The organism is Roseateles flavus (genome assembly GCF_039872765.1).
GTDB lineage: Bacteria > Pseudomonadota > Gammaproteobacteria > Burkholderiales > Burkholderiaceae_C > Roseateles_B > Roseateles_B flavus.
Genome location: NZ_JBDPZC010000003.1, coordinates 195,671 through 220,838, shown reverse-complemented (window position 1 = coordinate 220,838; position 25,168 = coordinate 195,671). Strand labels below are relative to the sequence as shown.

General features: G+C 67.6%; 23 protein-coding genes and 1 tRNA gene. 21 read left to right on the top strand and 3 right to left on the bottom strand.

Translation table 11 applies throughout. The features are described from left to right. Positions 1-47 precede the first annotated feature (47 nt). From hfq to ABDJ40_RS08820, 8 genes are all read left to right on the top strand, one after another. Positions 48-296, top strand: coding sequence for an RNA chaperone Hfq (gene hfq, locus ABDJ40_RS08855; RefSeq protein ID WP_269629622.1), 249 nt, complete (start codon positions 48-50; stop codon positions 294-296). Positions 297-341: 45 nt separating this feature from the next. Beyond that, positions 342-1,640 carry a GTPase HflX gene (gene hflX / locus ABDJ40_RS08850; RefSeq protein ID WP_347608840.1) on the top strand — a complete coding sequence of 433 codons (1,299 nt, stop codon included), beginning with the start codon at positions 342-344 and terminating at the stop codon, positions 1,638-1,640. Further along, on the top strand, positions 1,637-2,914 hold the full coding sequence (hflK, locus tag ABDJ40_RS08845) for an FtsH protease activity modulator HflK (protein WP_430765618.1): 1,278 nt from the start codon (positions 1,637-1,639) through the stop codon (positions 2,912-2,914). The genes hflX and hflK overlap by 4 nt, the downstream gene beginning before the upstream one ends. A gap of 12 nt (positions 2,915-2,926) precedes the next feature. Continuing rightward, entirely contained in the window at positions 2,927-3,823 is an 897-nt protein-coding gene (gene hflC / locus ABDJ40_RS08840; protein ID WP_347608838.1) for a protease modulator HflC, read from the top strand. Positions 3,824-3,857: 34 nt separating this feature from the next. Then, positions 3,858-4,046 carry a DUF2065 domain-containing protein gene (locus ABDJ40_RS08835; protein ID WP_269629619.1) on the top strand — a complete coding sequence of 63 codons (189 nt, stop codon included), beginning with the start codon at positions 3,858-3,860 and terminating at the stop codon, positions 4,044-4,046. Between the two features lie 132 nt (positions 4,047-4,178). Then, positions 4,179-5,342: an ATP phosphoribosyltransferase regulatory subunit gene (locus ABDJ40_RS08830; protein ID WP_347608836.1), complete on the top strand. Its 1,164-nt coding sequence runs from the start codon at positions 4,179-4,181 to the stop codon at positions 5,340-5,342. Positions 5,343-5,374: 32 nt separating this feature from the next. Beyond that, complete coding sequence (locus tag ABDJ40_RS08825) at positions 5,375-6,718, top strand: adenylosuccinate synthase (protein WP_430765617.1); 1,344 nt, start codon at positions 5,375-5,377, stop codon at positions 6,716-6,718. A 40-nt stretch (positions 6,719-6,758) separates the two neighbouring features. Beyond that, positions 6,759-7,280, top strand: a complete 522-nt coding sequence (locus ABDJ40_RS08820; protein WP_183102684.1) for a phosphoribosyltransferase — start codon at positions 6,759-6,761, stop codon at positions 7,278-7,280. A 279-nt stretch (positions 7,281-7,559) separates the two neighbouring features. Here the strand turns inward: ABDJ40_RS08820 and ABDJ40_RS08815 are convergent. Continuing rightward, positions 7,560-7,644: transfer RNA gene (locus ABDJ40_RS08815), tRNA-Leu, on the bottom strand. Positions 7,645-7,785: 141 nt separating this feature from the next. On the opposite strand from ABDJ40_RS08815, the gene rnr reads away from it, so the two are divergent. Beyond that, positions 7,786-10,038: a ribonuclease R gene (gene rnr, locus ABDJ40_RS08810; protein WP_347609180.1), complete on the top strand. Its 2,253-nt coding sequence runs from the start codon at positions 7,786-7,788 to the stop codon at positions 10,036-10,038. Positions 10,039-10,080: 42 nt separating this feature from the next. Here rnr and ABDJ40_RS08805 read toward each other — a convergent pair whose 3' ends face one another. Further along, positions 10,081-11,616, bottom strand: coding sequence for an NAD(P)H-hydrate dehydratase (locus tag ABDJ40_RS08805; RefSeq protein ID WP_347608833.1), 1,536 nt, complete (start codon positions 11,614-11,616; stop codon positions 10,081-10,083). 14 nt (positions 11,617-11,630) lie between these two features. Continuing rightward, positions 11,631-12,932 carry an NAD(P)/FAD-dependent oxidoreductase gene (locus ABDJ40_RS08800; protein ID WP_347608831.1) on the bottom strand — a complete coding sequence of 434 codons (1,302 nt, stop codon included), beginning with the start codon at positions 12,930-12,932 and terminating at the stop codon, positions 11,631-11,633. A gap of 434 nt (positions 12,933-13,366) precedes the next feature. Here ABDJ40_RS08800 and rpsB point away from each other — a divergent pair, with 434 nt between their 5' ends. The 12 genes from rpsB to fabZ all read left to right on the top strand — a co-directional run bounded on the left by rpsB (position 13,367) and on the right by fabZ (position 25,151). After that, the gene (rpsB, locus tag ABDJ40_RS08795) at positions 13,367-14,113 is read left to right on the top strand and encodes a 30S ribosomal protein S2 (RefSeq protein ID WP_183102687.1); all 747 of its coding nucleotides are present in this window, start codon (positions 13,367-13,369) and stop codon (positions 14,111-14,113) included. A 105-nt stretch (positions 14,114-14,218) separates the two neighbouring features. Then, positions 14,219-15,130, top strand: coding sequence for a translation elongation factor Ts (gene tsf / locus ABDJ40_RS08790; protein ID WP_269629614.1), 912 nt, complete (start codon positions 14,219-14,221; stop codon positions 15,128-15,130). 197 nt (positions 15,131-15,327) lie between these two features. Further along, a complete protein-coding gene (gene pyrH / locus ABDJ40_RS08785; RefSeq protein ID WP_183102689.1) occupies positions 15,328-16,038 on the top strand; it encodes a UMP kinase in 711 nt (236 codons plus the stop codon). Between the two features lie 50 nt (positions 16,039-16,088). Then, a complete protein-coding gene (gene frr / locus ABDJ40_RS08780) occupies positions 16,089-16,649 on the top strand; it encodes a ribosome recycling factor (protein ID WP_269629613.1) in 561 nt (186 codons plus the stop codon). A 13-nt stretch (positions 16,650-16,662) separates the two neighbouring features. Then, entirely contained in the window at positions 16,663-17,388 is a 726-nt protein-coding gene (uppS, locus tag ABDJ40_RS08775; protein ID WP_347608827.1) for a polyprenyl diphosphate synthase, read from the top strand. After that, a complete protein-coding gene (locus ABDJ40_RS08770) occupies positions 17,389-18,234 on the top strand; it encodes a phosphatidate cytidylyltransferase (protein ID WP_347608825.1) in 846 nt (281 codons plus the stop codon). Further along, positions 18,231-19,427, top strand: coding sequence for a 1-deoxy-D-xylulose-5-phosphate reductoisomerase (gene ispC, locus ABDJ40_RS08765; RefSeq protein ID WP_347608823.1), 1,197 nt, complete (start codon positions 18,231-18,233; stop codon positions 19,425-19,427). Before ABDJ40_RS08770 ends, ispC begins: the two co-directional genes overlap by 4 nt. After that, positions 19,427-20,797: an RIP metalloprotease RseP gene (rseP, locus tag ABDJ40_RS08760; RefSeq protein WP_347608821.1), complete on the top strand. Its 1,371-nt coding sequence runs from the start codon at positions 19,427-19,429 to the stop codon at positions 20,795-20,797. Before ispC ends, rseP begins: the two co-directional genes overlap by 1 nt. 12 nt (positions 20,798-20,809) lie before the next feature. Then, on the top strand, positions 20,810-23,143 hold the full coding sequence (bamA, locus tag ABDJ40_RS08755) for an outer membrane protein assembly factor BamA (protein WP_347608819.1): 2,334 nt from the start codon (positions 20,810-20,812) through the stop codon (positions 23,141-23,143). Continuing rightward, positions 23,143-23,652 carry an OmpH/Skp family outer membrane protein gene (locus tag ABDJ40_RS08750; RefSeq protein WP_183102696.1) on the top strand — a complete coding sequence of 170 codons (510 nt, stop codon included), beginning with the start codon at positions 23,143-23,145 and terminating at the stop codon, positions 23,650-23,652. The genes bamA and ABDJ40_RS08750 overlap by 1 nt, the downstream gene beginning before the upstream one ends. Beyond that, complete coding sequence (gene lpxD / locus ABDJ40_RS08745) at positions 23,653-24,690, top strand: UDP-3-O-(3-hydroxymyristoyl)glucosamine N-acyltransferase (RefSeq protein ID WP_347608817.1); 1,038 nt, start codon at positions 23,653-23,655, stop codon at positions 24,688-24,690. Next, positions 24,687-25,151 carry a 3-hydroxyacyl-ACP dehydratase FabZ gene (gene fabZ / locus ABDJ40_RS08740; protein ID WP_269629605.1) on the top strand — a complete coding sequence of 155 codons (465 nt, stop codon included), beginning with the start codon at positions 24,687-24,689 and terminating at the stop codon, positions 25,149-25,151. The genes lpxD and fabZ overlap by 4 nt, the downstream gene beginning before the upstream one ends. Positions 25,152-25,168 lie beyond the last annotated feature (17 nt).

Here is a 25,168-nt window from a genome sequence, read left to right as displayed (position 1 = left end):
TAAGGTGCAGTTCTCTCTTCCCCCCCTCTCACAACACGGAGCATATCGTGAGCAACAAAGGACAACTCCTGCAAGACCCCTTCCTGAACCTCCTGCGCAAGGAGCATGTGCCGGTGTCCATCTACCTGGTCAACGGCATCAAGCTGCAGGGCCATATCGAGTCCTTTGACCAGTACGTCGTGCTGCTGCGCAATACGGTCACTCAGATGGTCTACAAGCACGCCATTTCCACGGTGGTTCCCGGCCGCGCCGTGAACTTCCACGCCAACGACAGCGCTGACAACAACGCTGCCTGAGAGGACACGCCGTCGCGGCTCCGCCCGTGACGGCCTCCACCAACCTTGAGTTCTTCAAGCCATTCCGCCGCGACGCCGCCCTCCGAGGCGGCGCGCGCCATTCTTGTGGGTGTCGATTTCGGACGCGGCGCCCCCTTCGATCCCTCCCTGGACGAGCTCGCGCTGCTGGCCGAGTCCGCCGGTGACACGCCCGTGGCCCGGGTGACCGCCAAGCGCCAGGCGCCTGACGCTGCGCTCTTCGTGGGCTCCGGCAAGGCCGACGAGATCAAGCTGCTGGTGCAGGCCCACGGCGCCCACACGGTGCTCTTCGACCAGGCCATTTCGCCGGCGCAGCAACGCAATCTCGAGCGTGTGCTCGGCGTGCCGGTTGCAGATCGCACAGCTCTGATCCTGGAGATCTTTGCGGCCCGCGCCAAGAGCCACGAGGGCAAGCTGCAGGTCGAGCTGGCCCGGCTGCAGTACTTGGCTTCACGCCTGGTGCGCCGCTGGAGCCACCTGGAGCGCCAGAGCGGCGGCATCGGCATGCGCGGTGGCCCTGGCGAGGCCCAGATCGAGCTGGATCGCCGCATGATCGATGACCGCATCAAGAGCATCAAGGAGCGGCTCAAGAAGGTGCAGCGCCAGCGCAGCACCCAGCGCCGCGCCCGTGCGCGCAACGGCGTGTTCCGCGTCTCCCTGGTCGGCTATACAAACGCCGGCAAGTCCACGCTCTTCAATGCGCTGGTGAAGGCCCGTACCTACGCGGCCGACCAGCTCTTTGCGACGCTGGACACCACCACGCGCTCGCTGTACCTGGAGGAAGCGGCGGCCAGCGTGTCGCTGTCCGACACCGTGGGCTTCATCCGCGACCTGCCGCACAAGCTGGTGGAGGCCTTCCAGGCCACGCTGCAGGAAGCGGCCGATGCCGATCTGCTGCTGCATGTGGTCGATGCCGCCTCGCCGGTGCTGGATGAGCAGATGGTGGAGGTCGAGCGCGTGCTCGAGGAAATCGACGCCGCCGGCATCCCGCAGCTGCTGGTCTACAACAAGCTGGACAAGCTCGAGGACACCCAGCGCCCGCGCCAGCCCGTGGACTGGATGGAGCGGCCCAATGGCCAGCGCGTACCGCGCATCTTCGTCAGCGCCATCAGCGGTGAGGGCCTGGACCTGTTGCGGGCCCAGATCGTCACCGCCATGCGCGAGCAAGGCCTGACCCCGGAGCCCGAGCATGACCCGCGCTTGATTTCCCTGGCCAAGCCACCACATGAGGACGAAGGGTCCTGGTCGGAGTCCGGTCCGGCTTCGAACAACGAGGGCAAAGCCGTGGACAATGGCCCGGCGCCCCATTCCAACGAACAGGCATGAGCATGAATCACGCTGAGCGCGCCCCTGGCGCCCCCACGCTGCGAGAGACCGCTGCTGCAGCAGCTGCCTTGCTGCGTGCCCTGATGCTGCCGCGCGCACGCCGCGACGCCGCGCTGCTCAACAACGGCCGCAATGACGGCCCGCCGGACCTCGACGAGCTCTGGCGCGACTTCAACCGCAAGCTCTCCGGCTTCTTCGGCGGACGCGGCGGCCCCGAGCCGCAGGGCGGCGGTGGCGGATCCAGCCCCGACATGCGCAGTGCCGGCGTAGGCATGGGCCTGATCGGCGGCGTGGTGGTCCTGGCCTGGCTGGGCAGCGGCTTCTTCACCGTGCAGGAAGGCGAGCAGGCGGTCATCACCACCTTCGGCAAGTACAGCAAGACGGTCGACGCCGGCTTCCAGTGGCGCCTGCCGTATCCCTTCCAGGCGCATGAGACCGTGGCCGTGACGCAGCTGCGCTCGGTCGAGGTGGGCCGCCAGACCACCGTGACGGGCACGGGCCTGCGCGACTCCTCCATGCTGACGCAGGACGAGAACATCGTGGACATCCGCTTCACGGTGCAGTACCTGCTCAAGGACGCCCGCGACTACCTCTTCGAGAACCGCGAGCCCGACGACGCCGTGCGCCAGGCCGCCGAGTCCGCCGTGCGCGAGATCGTGGGCAAGTCCAATATGGACTCCGTGCTGTACGAGCAGCGCGACGCCATCGCTGCCGAACTGGGCAAGTCGGTGCAGGCCCAGCTGGACCGGCTCAAGGCCGGTATCGTGATCAAGAACGTCAACGTCGGCAGCGTGCAGGCGCCCGAGCAGGTGCAGGCGGCCTTCGACGATGCCTTCAAGGCGGGTCAGAACAAGGAACAGCTCAAGAACGAGGGCGAGGCGTACGCCAACAACGTGATCCCCGAAGCCCAGGGCAAGGCCGCGCGCCTGCGCCAGGAAGCCGAGGGCTACCGTTCCCGCGTGATCGCCCGCGCCGAGGGTGATGCGCAGCGTTTCAAGTCGGTGCTGGTCGAGTACCAGAAGGCGCCGGCCGTGACGCGCGACCGCATCTACATCGACACCATGCAGCAGATCTACGGCGACGTCACCAAGGTGATGGTGGACAGCCGCAGCGGCTCCAACCTGCTGTACCTGCCCCTGGACAAGCTGATCCAGCAGAACGGTTCCAACGTCACGAGCAGCTCGCCCGTGCCGGTGACCGTCGAGCCCGCGCCCGCGACCGTGGCGCCGGTGGACCGCAACCGCGATGCCCTGCGCAATCGCGAAGGCCGTTGAGGGAGCGCACAGATGAATCGAATCACTAGCATCGTGCTGGGCGCCCTGGTCGCCTTCATGGTCCTGAGCTCGACCATGTACGTCGTTGATCAGCGCCAGTTCGCCGTGGTCTACGCCCTGGGCGAGATCAAGGAAGTCGTCAACGAGCCCGGCCTGAAGTTCAAGCTGCCGCCGCCCTTCCAGAATGTGGTCTTCCTGGACCGCCGTGTGCAGACCCTGGACAACCCGGATCCCCGCCCCATCTTCACGGCCGAGAAGAAGAGCCTGGTCATCGACTGGCTGGTGAAATGGCGCGTGACCGACCCGCGCCAGTTCATCCGCAACAGCGGCAACAACATGCGCAGCGTGGATGCCCGCCTGAGCCCCATCGTGCAGGCGGCCCTGAACGAGGAGGTCACCAAGCGTGACGTCCGTGCCGTGCTGGCCACCGAGCGCGACAAGGTCATGCAGGACGTGCGCCGCCGCCTGATCGAGGAGGCCAAGCAGTTCGGCATCGAGATCATGGACGTGCGCATCAAGCGCGTGGACTTCGCCGCCAACATCACGGACGCCGTCTACCGTCGCATGGAATCCGAGCGCAAGCGCGTGGCCAATGAATGGCGCGCCACCGGCAATGCCGAAGCCGAGAAGATCCGCGCCGACGCCGATCGCCAGCGCGAAGTCATCCTGGCGGAAGCCTACCGCGATGCCCAGCTGATCATGGGCGAGGGCGACGCCAAGGCCTCGGCCATCTATGCAGAGGCCTTCGGCCGCGATCCGCAGTTTGCGCAGTTCTACCGCTCGCTGGAGGCCTATCGCGCGGTCTGGAAGAACAAGAACGGCGTGATGGTCCTGGACCCCAACACCGAGTTCTTCAAGGCCATGCGCGGCGCCCCCACCGGCGCGCCCGCGGCGCCGGCACGCAAGTGATCGGGCTCCCTCGCGCGATGCCGGGGCCGCTGGCATGAGCCTGGACGTCCTCTGGACGGCCCTGGCGCTGATGCTGGTCTTCGAGGGGCTCATGCCGCTGCTGAGCCCCGGGCGCTGGCGGGCACTCTTCCAGCGCATGCTGGTGCTGAGCGACGGCCAGATCCGCTTTGTCGGCCTGGCCTGCGTGGCTGGCGGGCTGCTGGGGCTGGCGCTGATGCGCTGAGCACGACGGCCGGGCCTGGCCCGTGCTGCCCTCCACACGTGAGCCGCGTTTGCGCCTCACGTAGGCTCGGCCTGTTCGCCGCGCGGGGACTTCCCGGTACAATGCCGTTTTTAACCCCCCCAGAAAACGTCCATGGCCTCTGCTTGGCTGCTGCCCGAGCACATTGCTGACGTCTTGCCCTCCCAGGCTCGCCGTATCGAAGAACTCCGGCGTGATCTCCTGGATCTGGCGCGGACCTACGGCTGCGAACTGGTGATGCCTCCCATGCTGGAGCACCTGGAGTCGCTGCTCACCGGTACGGGTCGTGAACTGGACCTCAAGACCTTCAAGCTCGTCGACCAGTTGTCCGGCCGCAGCCTTGGCCTGCGCGCGGACACCACCCCTCAGGTCGCCCGCATCGACGCCCACCTGCTGAACCGCGCCGGCGTGACCCGCCTGTGCTACTGCGGTCCCGTGGTGCACACGCGCCCCGAAGGCCTGCATGGCAGCCGCGAGCCGCTGCAGTTCGGGGTCGAGATCTACGGCCATGCCGGCCTGGAAGCCGACCTGGAAGTGCAGGAGCTGGCCATCGCCACCCTGCACAAGGCCGGCCTGAAGGACATCACCCTGGACCTGGGCGATGCCCGCCTGGTGCAGGGCGTGCTGGGCGAGCTGAAGCCGCCGGCGGACACGCTGGAGGCCATCGTCGCCGCCCTGGCCGCCAAGGATGCGGCCAGCCTGGCCCAGGCCACGGCCGGCATGCCCGAGCCGGTGTCGCGCGGCCTGCAGAGCCTCATCGGCCTCTATGGCGGTATGGAAGTGCTGGACCTCGCCCGCGAGCAGCTGCCCGACCATCCGCTGATCCGTGCGGCCCTGGACGATCTGCGCTGGCTCTCCAGCCATCTGCGCCAGTGCCATCCGGACCTTCGCCTGGGCTTCGACCTGGCCGACCTGCGCGGCTACGCCTACTACAGCGGCATGCGCTTTGCCCTGTATGCCGCGGGCTGCAGCGACGCCATCCTGCGCGGTGGCCGCTACGACGAGGTGGGGGCCGTCTTCGGCCGCCGCCGCCCGGCCGTGGGCTTCAGCCTGGACCTCAAGGCCCTGGTGGCGCTGTGCCCGGTCACGCCCCTGCGTGCGGCCGTGCGCGCCCCCTGGGGCGAGGATGCCTCTCTTCGCGCCGCCGTGCGCGCCTTGCGTGAGCAGGGGGAAACCGTGGTCTGCGTCCTGCCCGGGCATGAACACGAGAACGACGAATTCGACTGCGACCGCGAGCTGGTCAGCGTTGGCGGGCAATGGGTGGTGCGCGCGCGTTGACGCGGCCCGCCAATCTGAATACTTTTCATTGGATGAGCATCATGCACAGTGAGATCGCGCGCGGCCGTAATGTGGTCGTTGTGGGCACCCAGTGGGGTGACGAAGGCAAGGGCAAGGTCGTCGACTGGATGACCGACCACGCGCAAGGCGTGGTGCGCTTCCAGGGCGGCCACAACGCCGGCCACACGCTGGTGATCAAGGGCGTGAAGACGGCCCTGCAGCTGATCCCCTCGGGCATCATGCGCGACGGCGTGGCCTGCTACATCGGCAACGGCGTGGTGGTGGATCCGGCCCATCTGGTGTCCGAGATCGAGCGCCTGGAGAAGGCTGGCGTGGACGTGCGCTCGCGCCTCTATATCAGCGAATCCTGCCCGATGATCCTGCCTTTCCACGTGGAAGTGGACAAGGCCCGCGAGGCCCTGCGCGAAAGCAGCGGCAGCGGCAAGATCGGCACCACGGGCAAGGGCATCGGCCCGGCCTACGAGGACAAGGTGGCGCGCCGCGCCCTGCGCCTGCAGGACCTGAAGCACCCCGAGCGCTTCGCCAAGAAGCTGCGCGAGCTGCTGGACCTGCACAACCACGCGCTGACCGGCTACCTCAACGCCAGCGCCCTGGAATTCCAGCCTATCTTCGACAAGGCCATGGCGCTTGCCGAGCAGGTCAAGCCCATGCTGGCCGACGTCGGCTACATGCTGCACAAGGCCCACAAGGCCGGCCAGAACATCCTGTTCGAAGGCGCACAGGGCACGCTGCTGGATATCGACCACGGCACCTATCCCTACGTCACCTCCAGCAACTGCGTGGCCGGCAATGCCGCCGCCGGTGCCGGGGTGGGCCCGCAGATGCTGCACTACATGCTGGGCATCACCAAGGCCTACACCACCCGCGTCGGCTCGGGCCCGTTCCCGACCGAGCTGGAGTGGGAGAAGGAAGGCACGGTCGGCTATCACCTGTCGACCGTGGGCCAGGAGCGTGGCACCGTGACGGGCCGCGCCCGCCGCTGCGGCTGGCTGGACGCCGCCGCGCTGAAGCGCTCCATCATCATCAACGGCATCACGGGCCTGTGCCTGACCAAGCTGGACGTGCTGGACGGCCTCAAGGAAATCCAGATGTGCGTGGGCTATGAGCTCAACGGCCAGCAGGTCGACATCCTGCCCCTGGATGCCGACGAAATCGTGGCCTGCAAGCCCATCTACGAGACGTTCCCCGGCTGGACCGAGAGCACCTTCGGCGTCACGAACTGGGACGCGCTGCCGCTGAATGCCCGCCGCTACCTGGAGCGCGTGCAGGAGGTCATTGGTGCGCCCATCGACATGGTGTCCACCGGCCCGGACCGCGAGCACACCATCCTGCTGCGCCACCCCTACCAGGGCTGAGCCCCTCTCAACGATCACATCGAATTTGGAGTAAGCATCTATGTTGACCGACGACGGCAAGCACCTGTACGTGTCCTGGGACGAATACCATCTGCTGACCGAGCGCCTGGCGCTCAAGGTGCATGCCTCGGGCTGGGAGTTCGACCAGATCCTGTGCCTGGCCCGCGGCGGCGTGCGCCCGGGTGACGTGCTGTCCCGCGTCTTCGACAAGCCGCTGGGCATCATGTCCACCAGCTCCTACCGTGCGGAAGCCGGCACCATCCAGGGCCGCCTGGATATCGCCAAGTACATCACCATGCCCAAGGGCGAACTGGCCGGCCGTGTGCTGCTGGTGGACGACCTGGCCGATTCAGGCGTCACGCTGAAGGCCGTGGTGGAGCGCCTGCGCGGCATGCCCGCCGTGAAGGAACTGCGCTCGGCAGTGATCTGGACCAAGTCGGTCTCGACCTACACGCCGGATTACTACGTCGAGATGCTGGAGACCAGCCCCTGGATCCACCAGCCCTTCGAGATCTACGACGACATGCGCCCCGACGCGCTGGCGAAGAAGTTCTCGGTCTGACGGAGCCTCCCTGATCGCGACACCTGCCATCATCCGCTCGCGAAGCAGCGCGGGGCCTCGTCATCGAGGCCCCGCGCTTTTTTCATGGCTCGAAGGGGCGGGGCGGGGTCAGGTGTTGCCATTGCCCCGCTTGCACGACGGGATCTTGTGCAGGCGGCAGGCCCCAAAGCAAAATGGCCACAGCCTTTTGAGCTGCAGCCACGGAGTGCGCAAAACCAAAACACAAAAAGCAAAAACAAAAGCCAGCTCTGAAATCAGAAGCTGGCTTTTGAGAGTATCTGGTGCCCAGGAGAGGACTCGAACCTCCACGGAGTTACCCGCTAGTACCTGAAACTAGTGCGTCTACCAATTCCGCCACCTGGGCAAGGTTTCCAAGCCATCCGTTTAAACGTATGATTCGTTTAAACAAAGTGCCTGGCCGTTTCAGGAAAGCTGAGATTCTATCATCAAAAATTTTAAGAACACAAGTGGTCCCGGCAACAATGCCGGTTCGCAGGCTGCCCTGCTGAGTGAAGTCGAGGGGGTGGTCCAGGGCCACCGCGACGGTCACGGCTTCCTCATCCCCGATGACGGGCAGCCCGACCTCTACCTCTCCGCCCAGGAAATGCATGCCGTGATGCACGGCGATCGCCTGCGCGCCCGCATCGTGCGCTATGACAAGCGCGGCCGTCCGGAAGGTCGGGTGCTGGAGATCCTGGACCGCAAGAAGCGGCCCATCATCGGGCGCCTGCTGCTGGAGTCCGGCGTGTGGCTCGTGGCCCCTGAAGACAAGCGTTATGGGCAGGACATCCTGGTGCCCAAGAACGCCATCGCCAATGCCACGGCGGGCCAGGTGGTTGCCGTCGAGCTGACCGAGCCGCCTTCGCTGTATTCGCAACCCGTGGGGCGCGTGACCGAGGTGCTGGGCGAGATCGACGATCCCGGCATGGAGATCGAGATCGCGGTGCGCAAGTACGAGGTGCCGCACCGCTTCAGCGCCGAGACCCTCTCGCAGGCCGCCAAGCTGCCCGACCGCGTGCGCGCGGTGGACATGAAGAACCGCGTGGACCTGCGCGATGTGGCCCTGGTCACCATCGACGGCGAGGACGCTCGCGACTTCGACGACGCCGTCTTCTGCACGCCGCACAAGCAGGGCCGCGGCAAGACCGCCTTCAAGGGTTGGCGCCTGCTGGTGGCGATCGCTGACGTGAGCCACTACGTGAAGCCCGGCGAGCCCCTGGACCTCGATGCCTACGAGCGCGCGACCTCGGTCTACTTCCCGCGCCGCGTGATTCCCATGCTGCCGGAGAAGCTCTCCAACGGCCTGTGCTCGCTCAACCCCGAGCAGGACCGCCTCTCCATGGTCTGCGACATGCTGATCACGGAAGAGGGCGAGACCTACGCCTACCAGTTCTACCCGGCGGTGATCTGCTCGCATGCGCGGCTGACCTACAACGAGGTGGCGGCCGTGCTGGCCAACACCCACGGCCCCGAAGCCGCGCGCCGCAAGGAGCTGGTGCCGCATCTGCTGCACCTGCATGAGGTCTACCGTGCGCTGCTGAGCCAACGCCAGCGCCGCGGCGCCGTGGACTTCGACACCGTCGAGACCCAGATCGTCTGCGACGACAACGGCCGCATCGAGAAGATCATTCCCCGCACCCGCAACGATGCCCACCGCCTGATCGAGGAGGCCATGCTGGCCGCCAACGTCTGCGCGGCGGACTTCATCGCGGGCGGCAAGCACCATTCGCTGTACCGCGTGCACGAGGGCCCCACGCCCGAGAAGCGCACGGCGCTGCAGGCCTATCTGCGGGCGCTGGGCATCGGCATGGGCCTGTCGGACGATCCCTCGCCCGGCGAGTACCAAGCCATCGCCAGTGCCACCAAGGACCGTCCCGACGCCACCCAGATCCACACCATGCTGCTGCGCTCCATGCAGCAGGCGATCTACACGGGCGCCAACGCCGGCCACTTCGGCCTGGCCTACCAGGCCTATACGCACTTCACCAGCCCCATCCGCCGTTATCCGGACCTGCTGGTGCATCGCGTGATCAAGGCCATGCTGGGCAACAAGCGCTACCAGCTGGACGCCGCCAAGATGGACGTGCCCGTGCCGCCCAAGCGGCCCGGCAAGGCCAAGCCCATCAACCCGGCCTCTGCCAGCACCGAGGTCGAACGCTGGGAGGTGGTGGGCGCGCATTGCAGCGCCAACGAGCGCCGCGCCGACGAAGCCTCGCGCGACGTCGAGGCCTGGCTCAAGTGCCGCTACATGCGCGAGCACCTGGGCGAGGAGTTCAGCGGCACGGTCAGCGCGGTGACGACCTTCGGTCTGTTCGTGCAGCTGGATGCGCTCTTCGTCGAGGGCCTGGTCCACATCACCGAGCTGGGTGGCGAGTACTACCGCTTCGACGAAGTGCGCCAGGAGCTGCGCGGCGAGCGCACCGGCATCCGCTACGCCACCGGCGCGCGGGTGCAGGTGCAGGTCAGCCGCGTGGACCTGGACGGCCGCAAGATCGACTTCCGCCTGGTGCGTGATGGCGAGGAGCTCCGCCCGGCCTCCAAGCCCCTGCGCGACAAGACGGGGCAGGCCGCGCCGCGCAAGCCCACGGACCAACTGGCCGAGGTGCAGCGCCAGGACCGTGAGGTGAAGGCCAGCGGCAAGCGGGCCAAGGCGGGCGGCTCCGGCCGCTCGGCGGCGGCGCCGCAGTCGCCGGTGGCGGCCCGCAAGACGGCAGCCCGCAAGTCCAGCGAAGCAGGCAAGGGTCGCAAGCGGCGCTGAGCCCAGGCGCAGGCGCCATCGAGGCGCTGCCGCCCCTTGCCTTCAGGGCAGGCTGGCCTGCAGCGCGTGCATGTGCTCGATCAGATCGGCGGCCCGCAGCGGCACCTGTGCGCCGTGCGCGGCTTCGCCGTGCCAGGCCGCGCCCAGGGTGGCGAGCTCGTGCACGGGCATTGCCGGGGCTTGCGCCCACAGTCCGGCCAGCCAGCCGGCCAGCACATCGCCCGTGCCGGCACCGGCCAAAGCGGCGTTGCCGCTGCCATTCACATGCACGGGCTCGCCCGGGCTGGCGATCACGCTGCCCGAGCCCTTCAGCACCACGCTGCAGTCCAGGGCGCTGCTGAGCACACGGGCCGCCGCCAGCCGGTCGGCCTGCACCTGCGCCACCGGCCATGCCAGCAGGCGCGCGGCTTCCAGGGGATGGGGCGTCAGAAGGGTCCGCAGTCCGGCGCTCCGGCGGGCGCGCAGCAGCTCCTGGGCCATGGTGCTGCGTGACACGGTGTTGAGCCCGTCGGCATCCAGCACCAGGCGCGGGGCCTGCCGCAGGATTTCAGGCAGGGGCGAACCCAGGCCGGGCGTCACGTCCAGTCCGTGCCCGGCGCCACAACCCACGACGAGGGTCAGGTCTTGCCAGGGCGTCTGTCCGTCAAGAGGGCCTTCGGGCCAGCGCATGAGCTCGAGGCGGCTCGTGCCTGCGGCCTGCAGGGCGCCCGACAAGGCTTTCAGGTGGACCTTGCCTGCGCCGGCTGCCAGCGCGCTGCTGGCAGCCAGCAGCGCGGCGCCTTCCATGTGCGCGGCGCCACCGATGACCAGCACCTGCCCGTAGCTGCCCTTGTGGCTGACATGCGCGCGGCGGGCCAGCGCCTGCCAGCGCTCCCGCTCTCCCCGGGCGATCAGGCGGCCGCTGCCGCCGTCCACGGCCGGGACGCCGAGGTCGTCGAACCAGATGCGGCCGGCATGGTCTCGTCCCTGGCCGGTGAACAGCCCGGGCTTGAGGCTCAGCAGGCACAGGGTGTGCTGCGCATTCACGACGGCACCGGGCCGCGCCTGCGCATCAGGGCAGGGGCAGCCGGTGTCGGCGTGCAGGCCGCTGGGGAGGTCGACGCTCAGCACGGGCACGCCGCTGGCATTGATGGCCTGGATGGCCTGCGCAAAGGTACCCCCGGGCGCCCGCTGCAGGCCCAGACCCAGCAGGGCGTCGATGATCAGCTCGCAGCCATCGGGCGCCTGCAGTGCGCGGCCGATCTGCAGGCCGGCGTCCGTTGCCGTCTGCCAGGCCCATTGCGCGTCGGCGGGCAGGGGCTTGTTGCCGCGCAGATGGCTGACGTGGACCTCCAGTCCCAGGCCCGCCAGATGGCGTGCGGCCACGAGGCCGTCTCCGCCGTTGTTGCCGGGGCCGCAGACGATCCAGATGCATCGCGCATGGGGCGCCACGGCCAGGGCCAGGCGTGCCACGGCCAGGCCGGCCTGGGCCATCAGCGCCCGGGCCGGGGAGCGGGCGAGGGCCGCGGCTTCCAGCGCCCGGCAGCCCTCGCTGCTGAAGAGGGGGAAGCGGCCAGCCTGATGGAGCACCTCGATCATGCGGCCACTCTAGCTCAGCGCAGGCGTTCCGCGGAGAAGGGGCTGAGGTCCCAGCCGGGGTCGCGGCCGCCGATCAGCGCGGCCATCAGCTGGGCCGCTCCTGCCGCCAGCGCCGCACCCTGGCCGCCCTGGGCCAGGTTCAGCCAGATGCCCTCGGCGCCGCTGGCGCCCAGCAGAGGCAGGCTGTCGGCCAGCATCAGCCGGCTGCCCTGCCAGTGCTGGGCCTGCTGAGGCTGGATGGCGCCGGGGAACCAGTCGTGCAGCACCTCGTGCAGCTGCTCGAAGCCCTTGTCGCCGCGGCTGGGTGCCTGCAGGCTGGCGCCGCCGCTGACGCGCACCCGCTGACCCAGGCGGCTGAGGCTCAGCTGGTGGCGGTCGTCGACCAGGTTGGCGCGCGGGCCGAGGTCGGGGAAGGCCTCGAGCTGTCGAAGCGGGGCCGTCAGCGTGCGGCCCCAGACCTGGCGCAGGGCCGGCTTCAGGCCCAGCTGGGCCAGGAGCGGGTCGGCGGGCTGCGCGCCGCACAGCACGATGGCATCGAAGCTGTGTGTCTGCACCTCGCGTGGGCTGGGCAGGGTGCTGGGGCCGCTGGCGGCCAGCACCTCCTGGCGTAGCGCAGCGGCGGCAATCCCGGTCTGTGCGGCCGGGCCATGGGTGAGGGCGGGGCGCCGGCCGGCCTGCAGGGCCCGGACTTCGGTATGGAACATGAAATGCGCCCCCAGGCGCTGGGCGGCTTGCTTGAGCAGCAGGCACAGCTCGCGGCCGTTGCAGGCTTCGGCCTCGTTCAGCTGCCAGCCGCCGTGCAGGGGCGTGTCCGGGCTGAGCCCGGGCTCCAGGCGGCGGCAGGCCTCGGCGTCCAGCCACTGGTGGGCCAGCCCCGCGCCCTGCCAGCGCTCCACGAGGGGCTGGGCCTTGCGGGCCTGGGCCTCGTCGCGCATCAGTAGCAGCAGGCCTTCGCTGCGCTCATGCTCCAGCTGCAGCTGCTTGCGCAGCAGGGTCGAGCGGGCGAGGCTCTGGCGAGCGAGGGTGAGGAGGGCGGTCTGTCGGGCCTCGGTCCAGCCCTTGCCGCGGGCCTGGCGGGCGGCCCAGCGCCAGCCGGCTTCCGAGAGTCCGCTGGACTGCAGCGCCAGGGCCTGGGTGCCGCACAGGGCGCCCCATACGGGACTGAGGGCCGGGGCGCAGAGCCCGCCCTGGGCGAAGCTGGATTCGGCGGCCACGCTGCCACTGCGTTCGAACACGACCACGGCATGGCCCTGGGCGGCCAGTTCCAGGGCCGCATGGACGCCGGTGAGGCCGGCGCCGACGATGGCGACTTCCATTCAGGACCTCGCCGTCAGTGCCTGCCGCTGCGCGTCTGCGCTGGGAAGGAGGGATTCAGGGGCGCGCGGCGGACGGGCGCAGGGCAGGGGTGCCGCACGGCGCGTGCGGCGGGCGAAAGGGAGGGACATCAGTCGTGCTATACTCTTTGGGTTTTGCCGGGTACTGCATGCTGAAGACTGCGTTAGCGACTCCGTTAGCGGCTGTGTTAGTAGCTTCAGCGACTCAATCCGGATCCTGTGTGCTTGCCCTGCCTTGGCTTACCTAGGCTTGGCTTGCGTTGCGGTGGTCCGGTGGGGCGATCTCGGCAGACAAATCGCAAACCCGGCAATCGAAAGGTGTCGTGTCGTGGCGGCTCAAGGAGCGGGCTTTTTTCGTGCCCTGTGCTGCGACGCGATTCGAGCTGGATTTTAGAACCAACCTTCGGAGTTACTTCATGTCCGTCACGATGCGCGAAATGCTGGAAGCCGGTGTCCACTTCGGTCACCAAACCCGCTTCTGGAACCCCAAGATGGCCCCGTTCATTTACGGCCATCGCAACAAGATCCACATCATCAACCTCGAAAAGACGCTGCCCAAGTTCGAGGAAGCGCTGAAGTTCGTGCGCCAGCTGTCGGCCAAGCGCGGCACGATCCTGATGATCGGTACCAAGCGTCAAGCCCGCGAGATCGTGGCCGCTGAAGCCCAGCGCGCCGGCGTTCCCTTCGTCGACCAGCGTTGGCTGGGCGGCATGCTGACCAACTTCAAGACGGTCAAGGGCTCGCTGAAGAACCTGAAGGACATGCAGGCTCAAGTCGAGAACGGCACCCAGCCCGCCATCAAGAAGGAAGCCCTGATGTTCCAGCGCGAGCTGGCCAAGCTGGAAAAGAACATCGGCGGCATCCAGGACATGGCTGCCCTGCCGGACGCCATGTTCGTGATCGACGTTGGCTACCACAAGATCGCCATCGCCGAAGCCAAGAAGCTGGGCATTCCCGTGATCGGCGTGGTTGACACCAACCACTCGCCCGAAGGCATCGACTACGTCATCCCCGGCAACGACGACTCCGCCAAGGCTGTCGCCCTGTACGCCAAGGCCGTGGCTGACGCCGTGCTGGAAGGCCGTGCCAACAGCACCGCCGAGCTGGTGCAGGCTGTTGCCGCCGACGGCGACGAATTCGTGGAAGTGAACGAAGGCGCCTGAGCCCTTCGGCACTTGCTCACCAGGGGCTGATTCAGCCCCTTTTTTCCACGCTGAATCTGTATTTGAGGAGCCGCTGCGTCGGCTCCCAGTCCAACGGAGATTGAAATGGCTGCTATTACCGCAAGCATGGTCGCCGAGCTGCGCGCCCGTACCGACGCTCCCATGATGGAGTGCAAGAAGGCCCTGACCGAAGCCGACGGCGACCTGACCCGCGCTGAGGAAATCCTGCGCGTCAAGCTGGGCAACAAGGCTGGCAAGGCTGCTTCCCGCATCACCGCCGAAGGCGTGGTGGCGGCTGCCGTCGTCGGCGGCGCCGGCGCCCTGATCGAAGTCAACTGCGAGACCGACTTCGTCTCCAAGAACGACGCCTTCCTGGCCTTCGTGAACGCCCTGGCAGGCCTGGTTGCCGAGAAGAACCCCGCTGACGTCGACGCTCTGTCGGCACTGCCCCTGTCCCAGGAAGGCTTCGGCCCGACCGTGGAAGACGTGCGCAAGGGCCTGATCGGCAAGATCGGCGAGAACATGACCATCCGCCGCTTCAAGCGCTACGAGGGTGGCAAGCTGGTCTCCTACCTGCACGGCACCCGCATCGGCGTGATGGTCGAGTTCGACGGCGATGACGTCGCCGCCAAGGACGTCGCCATGCACGTGGCCGCCATGAAGCCGGCTGCCCTGTCCTCCGCCGAAGTGCCGGCCGAGCTGGTCGCCAAGGAGCGCAAGATCGCCGAAGAGAAGGCTGCCGAGTCCGGCAAGCCCGCCGACATCGTCGCCAAGATGGTCGAAGGCTCGGTGCAGAAGTTCCTGAAGGAAGTCTCGCTGCTGGACCAGGTCTTCGTGAAGGCCGCCGACGGCAAGCAGACCGTCGCCGCCATGCTGAAGGAAAAGGCCACCGCGGTGAAGAGCTTCACTCTGTACGTGGTCGGCGAAGGCATCGAGAAGAAGGTCGACGACTTCGCAGCCGAAGTGGCCGCCCAGAAGGCTGCTGCCGAAGCGGCTGCCGCTGCCAAGAACGCCTGAGCGTCTTTTGGCCGGGCTGACGAGCCTGGCCTGCCGCTCGGCGTGACCTGGGAATGAGGGGGAGTCCCCAAATTCCTTGATTCACTGCGACGGCTGGAAACAAAGGGCGCCTCTGGCGCCCTTTACACTTGCGCCTGCGGTCGGGGAAGAGCTCTCCCCGGCATCGCGGCAACCCCACCACCCACGACGAGGACACAATGCCCGCGCACAAACGCATCCTGCTCAAACTTTCCGGTGAAGCCCTGATGGGCGATGACGCCTACGGCATCAACCGCGCCACCATCGTGCGCATGGTGCGCGAGATCCAGGAGGTGACGCAGCTGGGTGTGGAAGTGGCCGTCGTGATCGGCGGCGGCAACATCTTCCGCGGCGTGGCCGGCGGCTCGGTCGGCATGGACCGCGCCACCGCCGACTACATGGGCATGCTGGCCACGGTGATGAACTCCCTGGCCCTGGCCGACACCATGCGCCAGGAAGGCATGACGGCCCGCGTGATGTCCGCCATCAGCATCGAGCAGGTGGTCGAGCCCTATGTGCGCCCCAAGGCGCTGCAGTACCTGGAAGAGGGCAAGGTCGTCGTTTTCGCGGCCGGCACCGGCAATCCCTTCTTCACCACCGACACCGCCGCCGCGCTGCGCGGCGCCGAGATCGGTGCCGAGATCATGCTGAAGGCCACCAAGGTCGATGGCGTCTACACCGCCGACCCGAAGAAGGACCCCACGGCCACCCGCTACGCCCGCATCAGCTTCGACGAGGCGATCACCAAGAATCTGCAGGTGCTGGACGCCACCGCGTTCGCCCTGTGCCGCGACCAGAAGCTGCCCATCAAGGTCTTCAGCATCTTCAAGGCCGGCGCGCTCAAGCGCGTGGTCATGGGCGAAGACGAGGGCACCCTGGTCCACGTTTGAGCGTCCTGGCGCGTTGAGCCCGGGTCCATTCCTGAACAAGGTTGAGCATCATGAGCATTGCTGACATCAAGAAGAACGCCGAGGCCAAGATGGCCAAGACGGTCGAGTCCTTCAAGACCGAACTGCAGAAGATCCGCACCGGCCGGGCTCACCCGGGCATCCTGGACCAGGTCCATGTGGATTACTACGGCTCGCCCGTGCCCATCTCGCAGGTGGCCAACGTGAGCCTGCTGGACGCCCGCACCATCAGCGTCCAGCCCTGGGAAAAGGGCATGGGTCCCAAGATCGAGAAGGCCATCAGGGAGTCGGACCTGGGCCTGAACCCCTCGGCCCAGGGCGACCTGATCCGCGTGCCGATGCCCCCGCTGACCGAAGAGCGCCGCCGCGACCTGACCAAGGTCGTCAAGAGCGCCGGCGAGGACGCCAAGGTGGCCGTGCGCAACCTGCGCCGCGACGCCAACGAGCAGGCCAAGAAGCTGCAGAAGGACAAGGCCATCACCGAGGACGACGAGCGCCGCTCGCAGGACGAAGTCCAGAAGCTGACCGATCGCGTGATCGGGGACATCGACAAGCTGATCGCGGCCAAGGAAGCCGAGATCCTGGCCGTCTGAGCCCGCACGCGTCGTGACGGAACAGAGCAAGGCGGTTCCCCGCCATGTGGCCATCGTCATGGATGGCAACGGCCGCTGGGCGAAGAAGCGCTTCCTCCCGCGCTTCTTCGGCCACAAGCAGGGCGTGGACGCGCTGGTGCGCATCGTCCAGGCCTGCATCGATCGCAACATCGAGCACCTCACGGTGTTCGCCTTCTCCAGCGAGAACTGGAAACGCCCCTCCGATGAGGTCTCCGGCCTGATGGGCCTGGTGCTTGCGGCGGTGTCGCGCTACCTGGCCCGCATGGGCGCCATGGGCGTGCGCATCCGCATCGTGGGCGACCGCGACGCGGTCTCTGAGAAGCTGCGCAATGCCTGGAACGAGGCGGAGTCCTCCACGCTGCACAACAGCAAGCTCACGCTCAATGTGGCCTTCAACTATGGCGGCCGCTGGGACATCGTGCAGGCGGCACGTGCAGCCATGCAGGCCGGCGTGAAGCCCGAGGAGCTCAGCGAAGCCAAACTGTCCGAGTTCATGGCCATGAGCTATGCGCCGGATCCGGACCTCTTCATCCGCACGGGCGGCGAGGTCCGCATCAGCAACTTCCTGCTGTGGCAGGCGGCGTACAGTGAGTTCGTCTTCTCGGACTGCCTGTGGCCCGACTTCGGTGAAGCGCAGCTGGATGCGGCCATCGCCGCCTTCCGCGAGCGCGACCGCCGCTTCGGCGGCGTGAAGGCGGAAGCCGCCCTGGAGGCCTGAGTGCTCGGAACCCGCATCATCACGGCCATCGTGCTGCTGGCCATCCTGCTGCCGGCACTGTTCGCCGGCTCGCCCTGGCCCTTCGCGGCCGTGACCCTGGTCCTGATCGCCGCGGGCGGCTGGGAATGGGGTCGGCTCAATGGCCTGGCCCAGCCGGCCTCGCTGCTGATGGGCGGGGCGCTGGCCGGCCTGTGCCTGTTCACCCTGCTGGGGCCAGGTCTTGCCTCCCTGCCTGCCGCCCTGTGGTGGGTGGTGGGCGCTGCCTGGGTGCTGGGCTCATCCCAGGCCCTGCGCCTGGGGCCTGCGGGCTGGCCGCGCCTGCCGCTGGCGGGCCGCGTGGTGCTGGGCTTCGTGCTGCTGTGGGCCGCGTGGGCGGCCATCGCCTCGGCGCGCGGACTGGGCCTGAACTTCATCCTCTCGGTCTTCTGCCTGGTGTGGGTGGCCGACGTCTTCGCCTACTTCGGCGGCCGCACCCTGGGCCGGCGCAAGCTGGCCCCAGCCATCAGCCCGGGCAAGAGCTGGGAGGGCGTCTGGACCGGCATGGCGGCCGTGCTGCTGCTGGGCCTGGCCTGGACCTTCGCCCTGGAGCCGCGCATCGCGGTCGACGGTCCCAGCCTCTATGCCCGCCTGCTGAAGGGCCTGGGCCTGCCGTTGGGTCTGCTGGCCCTGATCTTCCTGTCGGCCATGAGCGTGGTCGGCGATCTCTTCGAATCCCTCATCAAGCGTGCCGTGGGCGCCAAGGACAGCAGCCAGCTGCTGCCCGGCCATGGCGGCGTGCTGGACCGTGTTGATGCCTTGCTGCCGGTGTTCCCGCTGGCGCTGGCCCTGAACTCCCTCGTCGCATGAACACTTCCCGCCGCCAGCGCGTCTGCGTGCTGGGCTCGACCGGCTCCATCGGCACCAACACGCTGGACGTGCTGGCCCGCCACCCCGAGCAGTACGAGGTCTTCGCCCTCAGCGCCATGAGCCGCGTGGACGCACTGCTGGCCCAGTGCCTGCAGTGGAAGCCCCGCTTCGCCGTGATGCCCGAGGAGGCCGCAGCCCTGGAACTGCGACGCCTGCTGCGCGAGCAGGGCAGCCGCACCGAGGTGCTCAGTGGCGTGCAGGCGCTCAGCGAGGTCGCCGCCCATCCCGAGGTGGATGCGGTGATGGCGGCCATCGTGGGCGCCGCGGGCCTCGCGCCCTGCCTGGCCGCCGCGCGCGCGGGCAAGCGCTTGATGCTGGCGAACAAGGAAGCCATCGTCGTCGGCGGCGCGCTGTTCATGCAGGCGGTGGAGCAGGGCGGGGCCACGCTGCTGCCGGTGGATTCCGAGCACTCGGCCATCTTCCAGTGCCTGCCCGAGGACCGCTCGACCTGGGCCCAGCGCATCGACCACATCGTGCTGACCGCCTCCGGCGGCCCCTTCCGCCAGCGTGATCCGGCCACGCTGGCCGAGGTCACGCCCGAGCAGGCCTGTGCTCACCCGAACTGGGTGATGGGTCGCAAGATCTCGGTGGACTCCGCGACCATGATGAACAAGGCGCTGGAGGTTATCGAGGCGCGCTGGCTGTTCAATTTGAAGCCCGAGCAGATCCGCGTGCTGATCCACCCCCAGAGCATCATTCACTCCATGGTGGTCTGCCGCGACAACTCCGTGCTGGCCCAGCTGGGCACGCCGGACATGCGCGTGCCCATTGCGTATGCACTGTCCTTCCCGGCGCGCATCGAGTCCGGCGCTTCGCGCCTGGACCTGCTGGCCGGCAAGGATCTCTGCTTCGAGGTGGCCGACGAGCCTCGCTTCCCTGGCCTGTACCTGTCCTGGCAGGCCCTGAAGGCCGAGGAGGGAGCGACGGCCGTGCTCAACGCCGCCAACGAAGTGGCGGTGGCCGCCTTCCTGGACCGGCACCTGCGCTTCGACCAGATCCATGCACTCAATGCCGAGGTGCTGGCGACGGTGCATCCGCAGGCCGGCCAATGCCAGTCGCTGGAAGGGCTGCTGGCCCTGGATGCCCAGGCGCGGCAGGCCGCGCGCGAGCGCATTGAAAAGCTGAGGGCCTGATGTTGCTGGAAGTGGTGGCCTTTGTCCTGGCGCTGGGGGTGCTGATCCTCGTGCACGAGTACGGCCACTTCAGCGTCGCGCGGGCCTGCGGCGTCAAGGTGCTGCGCTTCTCCCTGGGCTTCGGCCGCGTGATCTGGCGCCGCCAGCGCACGGCTGACTCGACCGAATTCACGCTGTCCGCGCTGCCCCTGGGCGGCTATGTGCGCATGCTGGACGAACGCGAAGGGCCCGTGCCTGCCGACCAGCGCGACCAGGCCTTCAACCTCAAGCCCCTGCGGCAGCGGGCCGCCATCGTCGCAGCCGGTCCGGTCGCCAACTTCCTGCTGGCCATCGTGCTTTTTGCCAGCCTGGCCTGGATGGGGCAGCAGGAGCCGCTGGCCCTGCTGGGCTCGCCCAAGCCCGGTGGGCTTGCCGAGCGCGCCGGCATGCGCGCCGGCGACCGGGTGATGGCCATCGCCCTGGACGGCCGCTCCTGGCGGGACATCGCCTCCGCGGCGGAGCTGCAATGGCCGGTGATCGAGGCGATCACCGAGCAGTCGGTACTGAGCCTGCAGCTGGCCGATGCCAACGGCCACGGCCGGCGCGAGGTCCGCCTGGACATGGCCGAGCTGGGCACCCGTGAGCCGGACCTGGCTGCCATGACCCGTCTGGGCCTGGGAGGTCCGCTGCGCGAGCCGGTGATCGGCGAGGTCGCGCCGGGTGGCCCGGCCGAGCAGGCCGGCCTGCAGGCGGGCGACCGCGTGCTCGAGGTGGATGGCCGCATGGTGACCGATGCCGCGCAGCTGATCGCCGGCATCCGCGCCCATGCCCAGACGCCCGCCGCGCAGGCGCAGCAGTGGCGGATCGAGCGCCGGGGTCAGGTCTTGTCTCTGGAGGTCACGCCTGCCGTGGTGGTGGAGGGTGAATCCCGCATCGGCCGCATCCAGGCCCTCGTGGGCTCGGCGCCCCAGACGGTGCGGGTGCGCCACGCCCTGGATGACGCCCTGCTGATCGGCCTGCGCAAGACCTGGGAGCAGTCCTGGATGACGCTCAAGACCTTCGGTCGCATGCTGATCGGCCAGGCTTCGCTGAAGAACCTCAGCGGCCCCATCACCATTGCCGATGCCGCCGGGCAGGCCGCTCGCGTGGGCCTGTACCAGTACCTGAGCCTGCTGGCCATGCTTAGCGTCGGCTTAGGCGTCCTGAACCTGCTGCCGCTGCCCATGCTCGATGGGGGGCACCTGATGTATTATCTTTTCGAGGGTCTGAGCGGCCGCCCCGTGTCCGAGTGGTGGCTGGAGCGGCTGCAGCGCGCCGGTTTCTTCCTGATGCTGCTGATGATGGCTCTGGCCCTTTCCAACGACGTGACCCGCAAGCTGGGTCTGCACTGATCTCTCACCTGCATGTCTCCACACCTGATCCAGCGCGCGCGCATTCGCCCCTCCGTCCTGTCCCTCGCGCTCGCTGCCGCATTGCAGGCGGGCAACGCCTGGGCGGTCGACCCCTTCGTGCTCAAGGACATCCGGGTCGAGGGCGTGCAGCGTACCGACCCCGGCACCGTCTTCGCGAGCCTGCCCTTTCGCGTGGGCGACACTTACAACGACGAAAAGGGCGCGGCCGCACTGCGCGCGCTGTTCGCCACCGGCCTGTTCAAGGACGTGCGCATCAACATCGACGGCGACGTGCTGGTGGTGGTGATCGACGAGCGCCCGGTGATTGCCGCCGTCAGCTTCGTCGGCCTCAAGGAATTCGACACCGAAGCCCTGACCAAGTCCCTCAAGGACATCGGCATCGGCGAAGGCAAGCCCTTCGACAAGGCCCTGGCCGACCGCGCCGAGCAGGAGCTCAAGCGCCAGTACCTGACCCGCAGCCTCTATGGCGCCGAGGTCACCACGACCATCACCCCGCTGGAGCGCAACCGCGTCAACGTGGCCTTCACGGTGACGGAAGGCGACCCGGCCAAGATCGGTGACATCCGTATCCTCGGCTCCAAGGTCTTCTCCGAGAGCACCCTGCTGGGCCTGCTGGAACAGACCACCACCGGCTGGCTGACCTGGTACACCAAGAGCGACCGCTATTCGCGCACCAAGCTCAACGCCGACCTGGAAACCCTGCGCTCCCACTACCTGAACCGCGGCTACCTGGAGTTCTCGATCGAGTCCACCCAGGTCACCATCTCGCCGGACAAGCAGAGCATCAACATCGCCATCACCGTCAAGGAAGGTCAGCCCTACACCGTGACAGCGGTGAAGCTGGAAGGTGAGCTGCTGGGCCGCGACGAGGAGTTCAAGCGCCTGGTGGGCATCAAGCCGGGCCAGGCCTACAAGGACGAATCCGTCACCGCGACCAAGCGTGCCTTCACCGACTACCTCGGTACCTTCGGCTACGCCTTCGCCCGCGTGGAAAGCCGTCCCGAGATCGACAAGACCACCGGTCAGGTGGTGGTGGCCCTGGTGGTCGATCCCGGCCGCCGCGTCTATGTGCGTCGCATGCTGGTGTCAGGCAACACGCGCACCCGAGACGAAGTCATCCGCCGCGAGTTTCGCCAGTTCGAAGGCGCCTGGTACGACGGCGCACGCATCAAGTTCTCGCGCGACCGCGTGGAGCGCCTGGGCTACTTCAAGGACGTCACCATCGACACCAGCGAGGTGCCGGGCGCGCCCGACCAGGTCGACGTCACCCTGGCCGTGACCGAGCGGCCCACCGGCAACATCATGGTGGGCGCCGGCTACAGCAGCCAGCAGGGCGTCTCGTTCACCGGCTCCATCCGCCAGGACAACGTCTTCGGTTCCGGCAACTACCTGGGCCTGGAGGTGAACACCGCCAAGACCGGCCGCGCGCTGTCCGTGTCGACCGTCGATCCCTACTTCACCGTGGACGGCGTGTCCCGCGGCGTGGACGTCTTCTACCGCACCAGCAAGCCCTACAACAGCTTCGGCGACACCTACGAGTTCGCCACCTACGGCGGTTCGCTGCGCTTCGGCGTGCCCTTCTCGGAGCTGGACACCGTCTTCTTCGGCCTGGGCGTCGAGAAGACGCACATCTCGACGGACACCGGCGTTCCGCTGATGTACAAGCTGCATGTGCTGGAGCAGGGCAACAACAGCCTGGCGGTCCCCTTCACCATCGGCTGGCAGAACGAGCAGCGCGACAGCATCATCTCGCCCACCGCCGGCAAGTACCAGCGCGTGAACCTCGAGATGAGCGCCCTGGGCGACGCCCGCTATGCGCGTGCCAGCCTGCAGTGGCAGCAGTTCTTCCCCATCACCAACAAGTTCAGCTGGATGATCAACGCCCAGCTGGACTGGGGCGTGGGCCTGGGCGGGCGAAAGTACCCCGTCTTCAAGAACTACTACGCCGGCGGCCTGGGTTCGGTGCGGGTGTTCGAGTCCAACTCGCTGGGTCCGGTCGATTACACGGGCTCGAACATTGGTGGCAACCTGCGCGCCAATGTCAACGCCGAGCTCTACCTGCCCGTTCCCGGTGCAGGCAACGACAAGTCGTTCCGCCTGTTTACCTTCGTGGATGCCGGCAATGTGTGGAATACCAATATTGATCGATCTAACATCCCTGAAAACATGAGGAAGGATCTTGATCTGATCCGTATGTCGGCGGGTATTGGTATCAGCTGGCTGTCCCCGATGGGGCCGCTCAAGCTCAGCATGGGCAAGCCGATTGTCAAGAGCCGCACAGATAGAATCGAGAAATTCCAATTCCAAGTCGGGACTGCATTCTGATGAAGAGCACCTTGATGAAGTCGCTGTGCGCCCTGGCCCTGGTGGCCGCGCCGGTGATGACCTTGCAAGCCCAGGAACTCAAGATCGGCTACGTGAACCTCGAGCGCGTCACGCGTGAGAGCAATTTCGCCAAGGCCGCACAGACCAAGCTGGAAACGGAATTCAGCCGTCGCGAGAAGGACATCAAGGACGCCGAGCAGAAGCTGCGCCAGGCGGCCGAGAAGTTCGACAAGGACTCCACCCTGCTCGCCGAAGCCGACCGCAGCCGCCGCCAGCGAGACCTGGCCGAGCAGGAGCGCGATCTGCAGCGCAAGAAGCGCGAGTACTCCGAAGACCTGCAGCAGCGCCGTGGCGAAGAGCTGCAGACCCTGATCGAGCGCACCAACCGCATCGTCAAGCAGATCTTCGACAGCGAGAAATACGACCTGATCCTGCAGGACGCCAGCTTCGTCAGCAACCGCGTGGACATCACCAAGAAAGTGATCGACGCGCTCAACGCCCAGAAGTGATTGGACACCGCCGTCACCCTGGCTGACCTGATCGCCGCCTTGGGCGGCGATCTTCTTGGTGCGCCCGAAACCCCCATCCGGCGCATCGCCGCGCTGGAATCGGCGGATGCCCAGTCCGTCGCCTTCCTGGCGAATGTGCGTTACCAGTCTCAGCTCAAGACCACGCAGGCCGCCTGCGTGATCGTGGCGCCCGCCCTGGCCGAGGCAGCGGCCCAGCGCCAGCCCGGTGCCGCGGTGATCGTCACGCCCGATCCCTACCTCTACTTCGCCCGCCTCACCCAGTGGTGGGCCCGCCAGGTGCGCCCGCTGCCGCCGGCCCGTATCCATCCCTCCGCCGTGATCGCCGATGACGCGCAGCTGGGACAGGGCGTGGACGTCGGCCCCCTGGCCGTGATCGAGTCCGGCGCCGTGGTCGGTGAGGGCGCCCGTATCGGCGCCCACTGCGTGATCGAGGCCCGCGCCCACATCGGCGCTGGCAGCCGCCTGGCGCCGCGCGTCACCGTGGGCTTCGACTGCCACATCGGCGCGCATTGCATCCTGCACAGCGGCGTGGTGATCGGTGCGGACGGCTTCGGCTTCGCGCTGAGCCAGGGGCGCTGGGAGAAGATCGAGCAGCTCGGTGCCGTGCGCATCGGGGACCACGTCGAGATCGGCGCCAACAGCTGCATCGATCGCGGCGCCCTGGGTGACACCATCCTGGAGGAGGGCGTCAAGCTCGACAACCTCGTCCAGATCGGCCACAACGTGCACGTGGGCGCCCACACGGCCATGGCCGGCTGCGCCGGCGTGGCGGGCAGCGCGCGCATCGGCGCCCACTGCACCGTGGGCGGCGGGGCCATCGTGCTGGGGCACCTGAGCCTGGCGGACCACGTCCATGTGTCCGCCGCCACGGTGGTCACCCGCACCATCACCAAGCCCGGCCAGTACAGCGGCGTCTTCCCCTTCGACGACAATGCCAGCTGGGAAAAGAATGCAGCAACCCTGAGACAGTTGCATGCCATGCGCGACCGTTTGCGCGCCCTAGAGAGAAAAGAATGACGACCGCGACCGACACCAAGATGGACATCCACCAGATCCTGGCCAAGATCCCCCACCGCTACCCCATCCTGCTGGTGGATCGCGTGCTGGAGATCGAGAAGGGCAAGCGCATCCGTGCGCTGAAGAATGTGTCCATCAACGAGCCCTATTTCATGGGCCACTTCCCGCACCGCCCGGTGATGCCCGGCGTGCTGATGCTGGAAGCCATGGCCCAGGCGGCCACGGTGCTGACCCTGGTGAGCCTGGACACCGAGCTGGACGACAAGACCGTCTGCTACTTCGCCGGCATCGACGGCGCCCGCTTCAAGCGCCCCGTGGAGCCCGGCGACCAGCTGGTGCTGGACGTGACCCTGGATCGCGCCAAGGCGTCCATCTTCAAGTACACCGGCAAGGTCTATGTGGGCGATGACATCGCCTGCGAGGCTGAGCTGATGTGCACCATGCGCCGCATCGAGGCCTGAGGCCTTCGCGCCCGCCC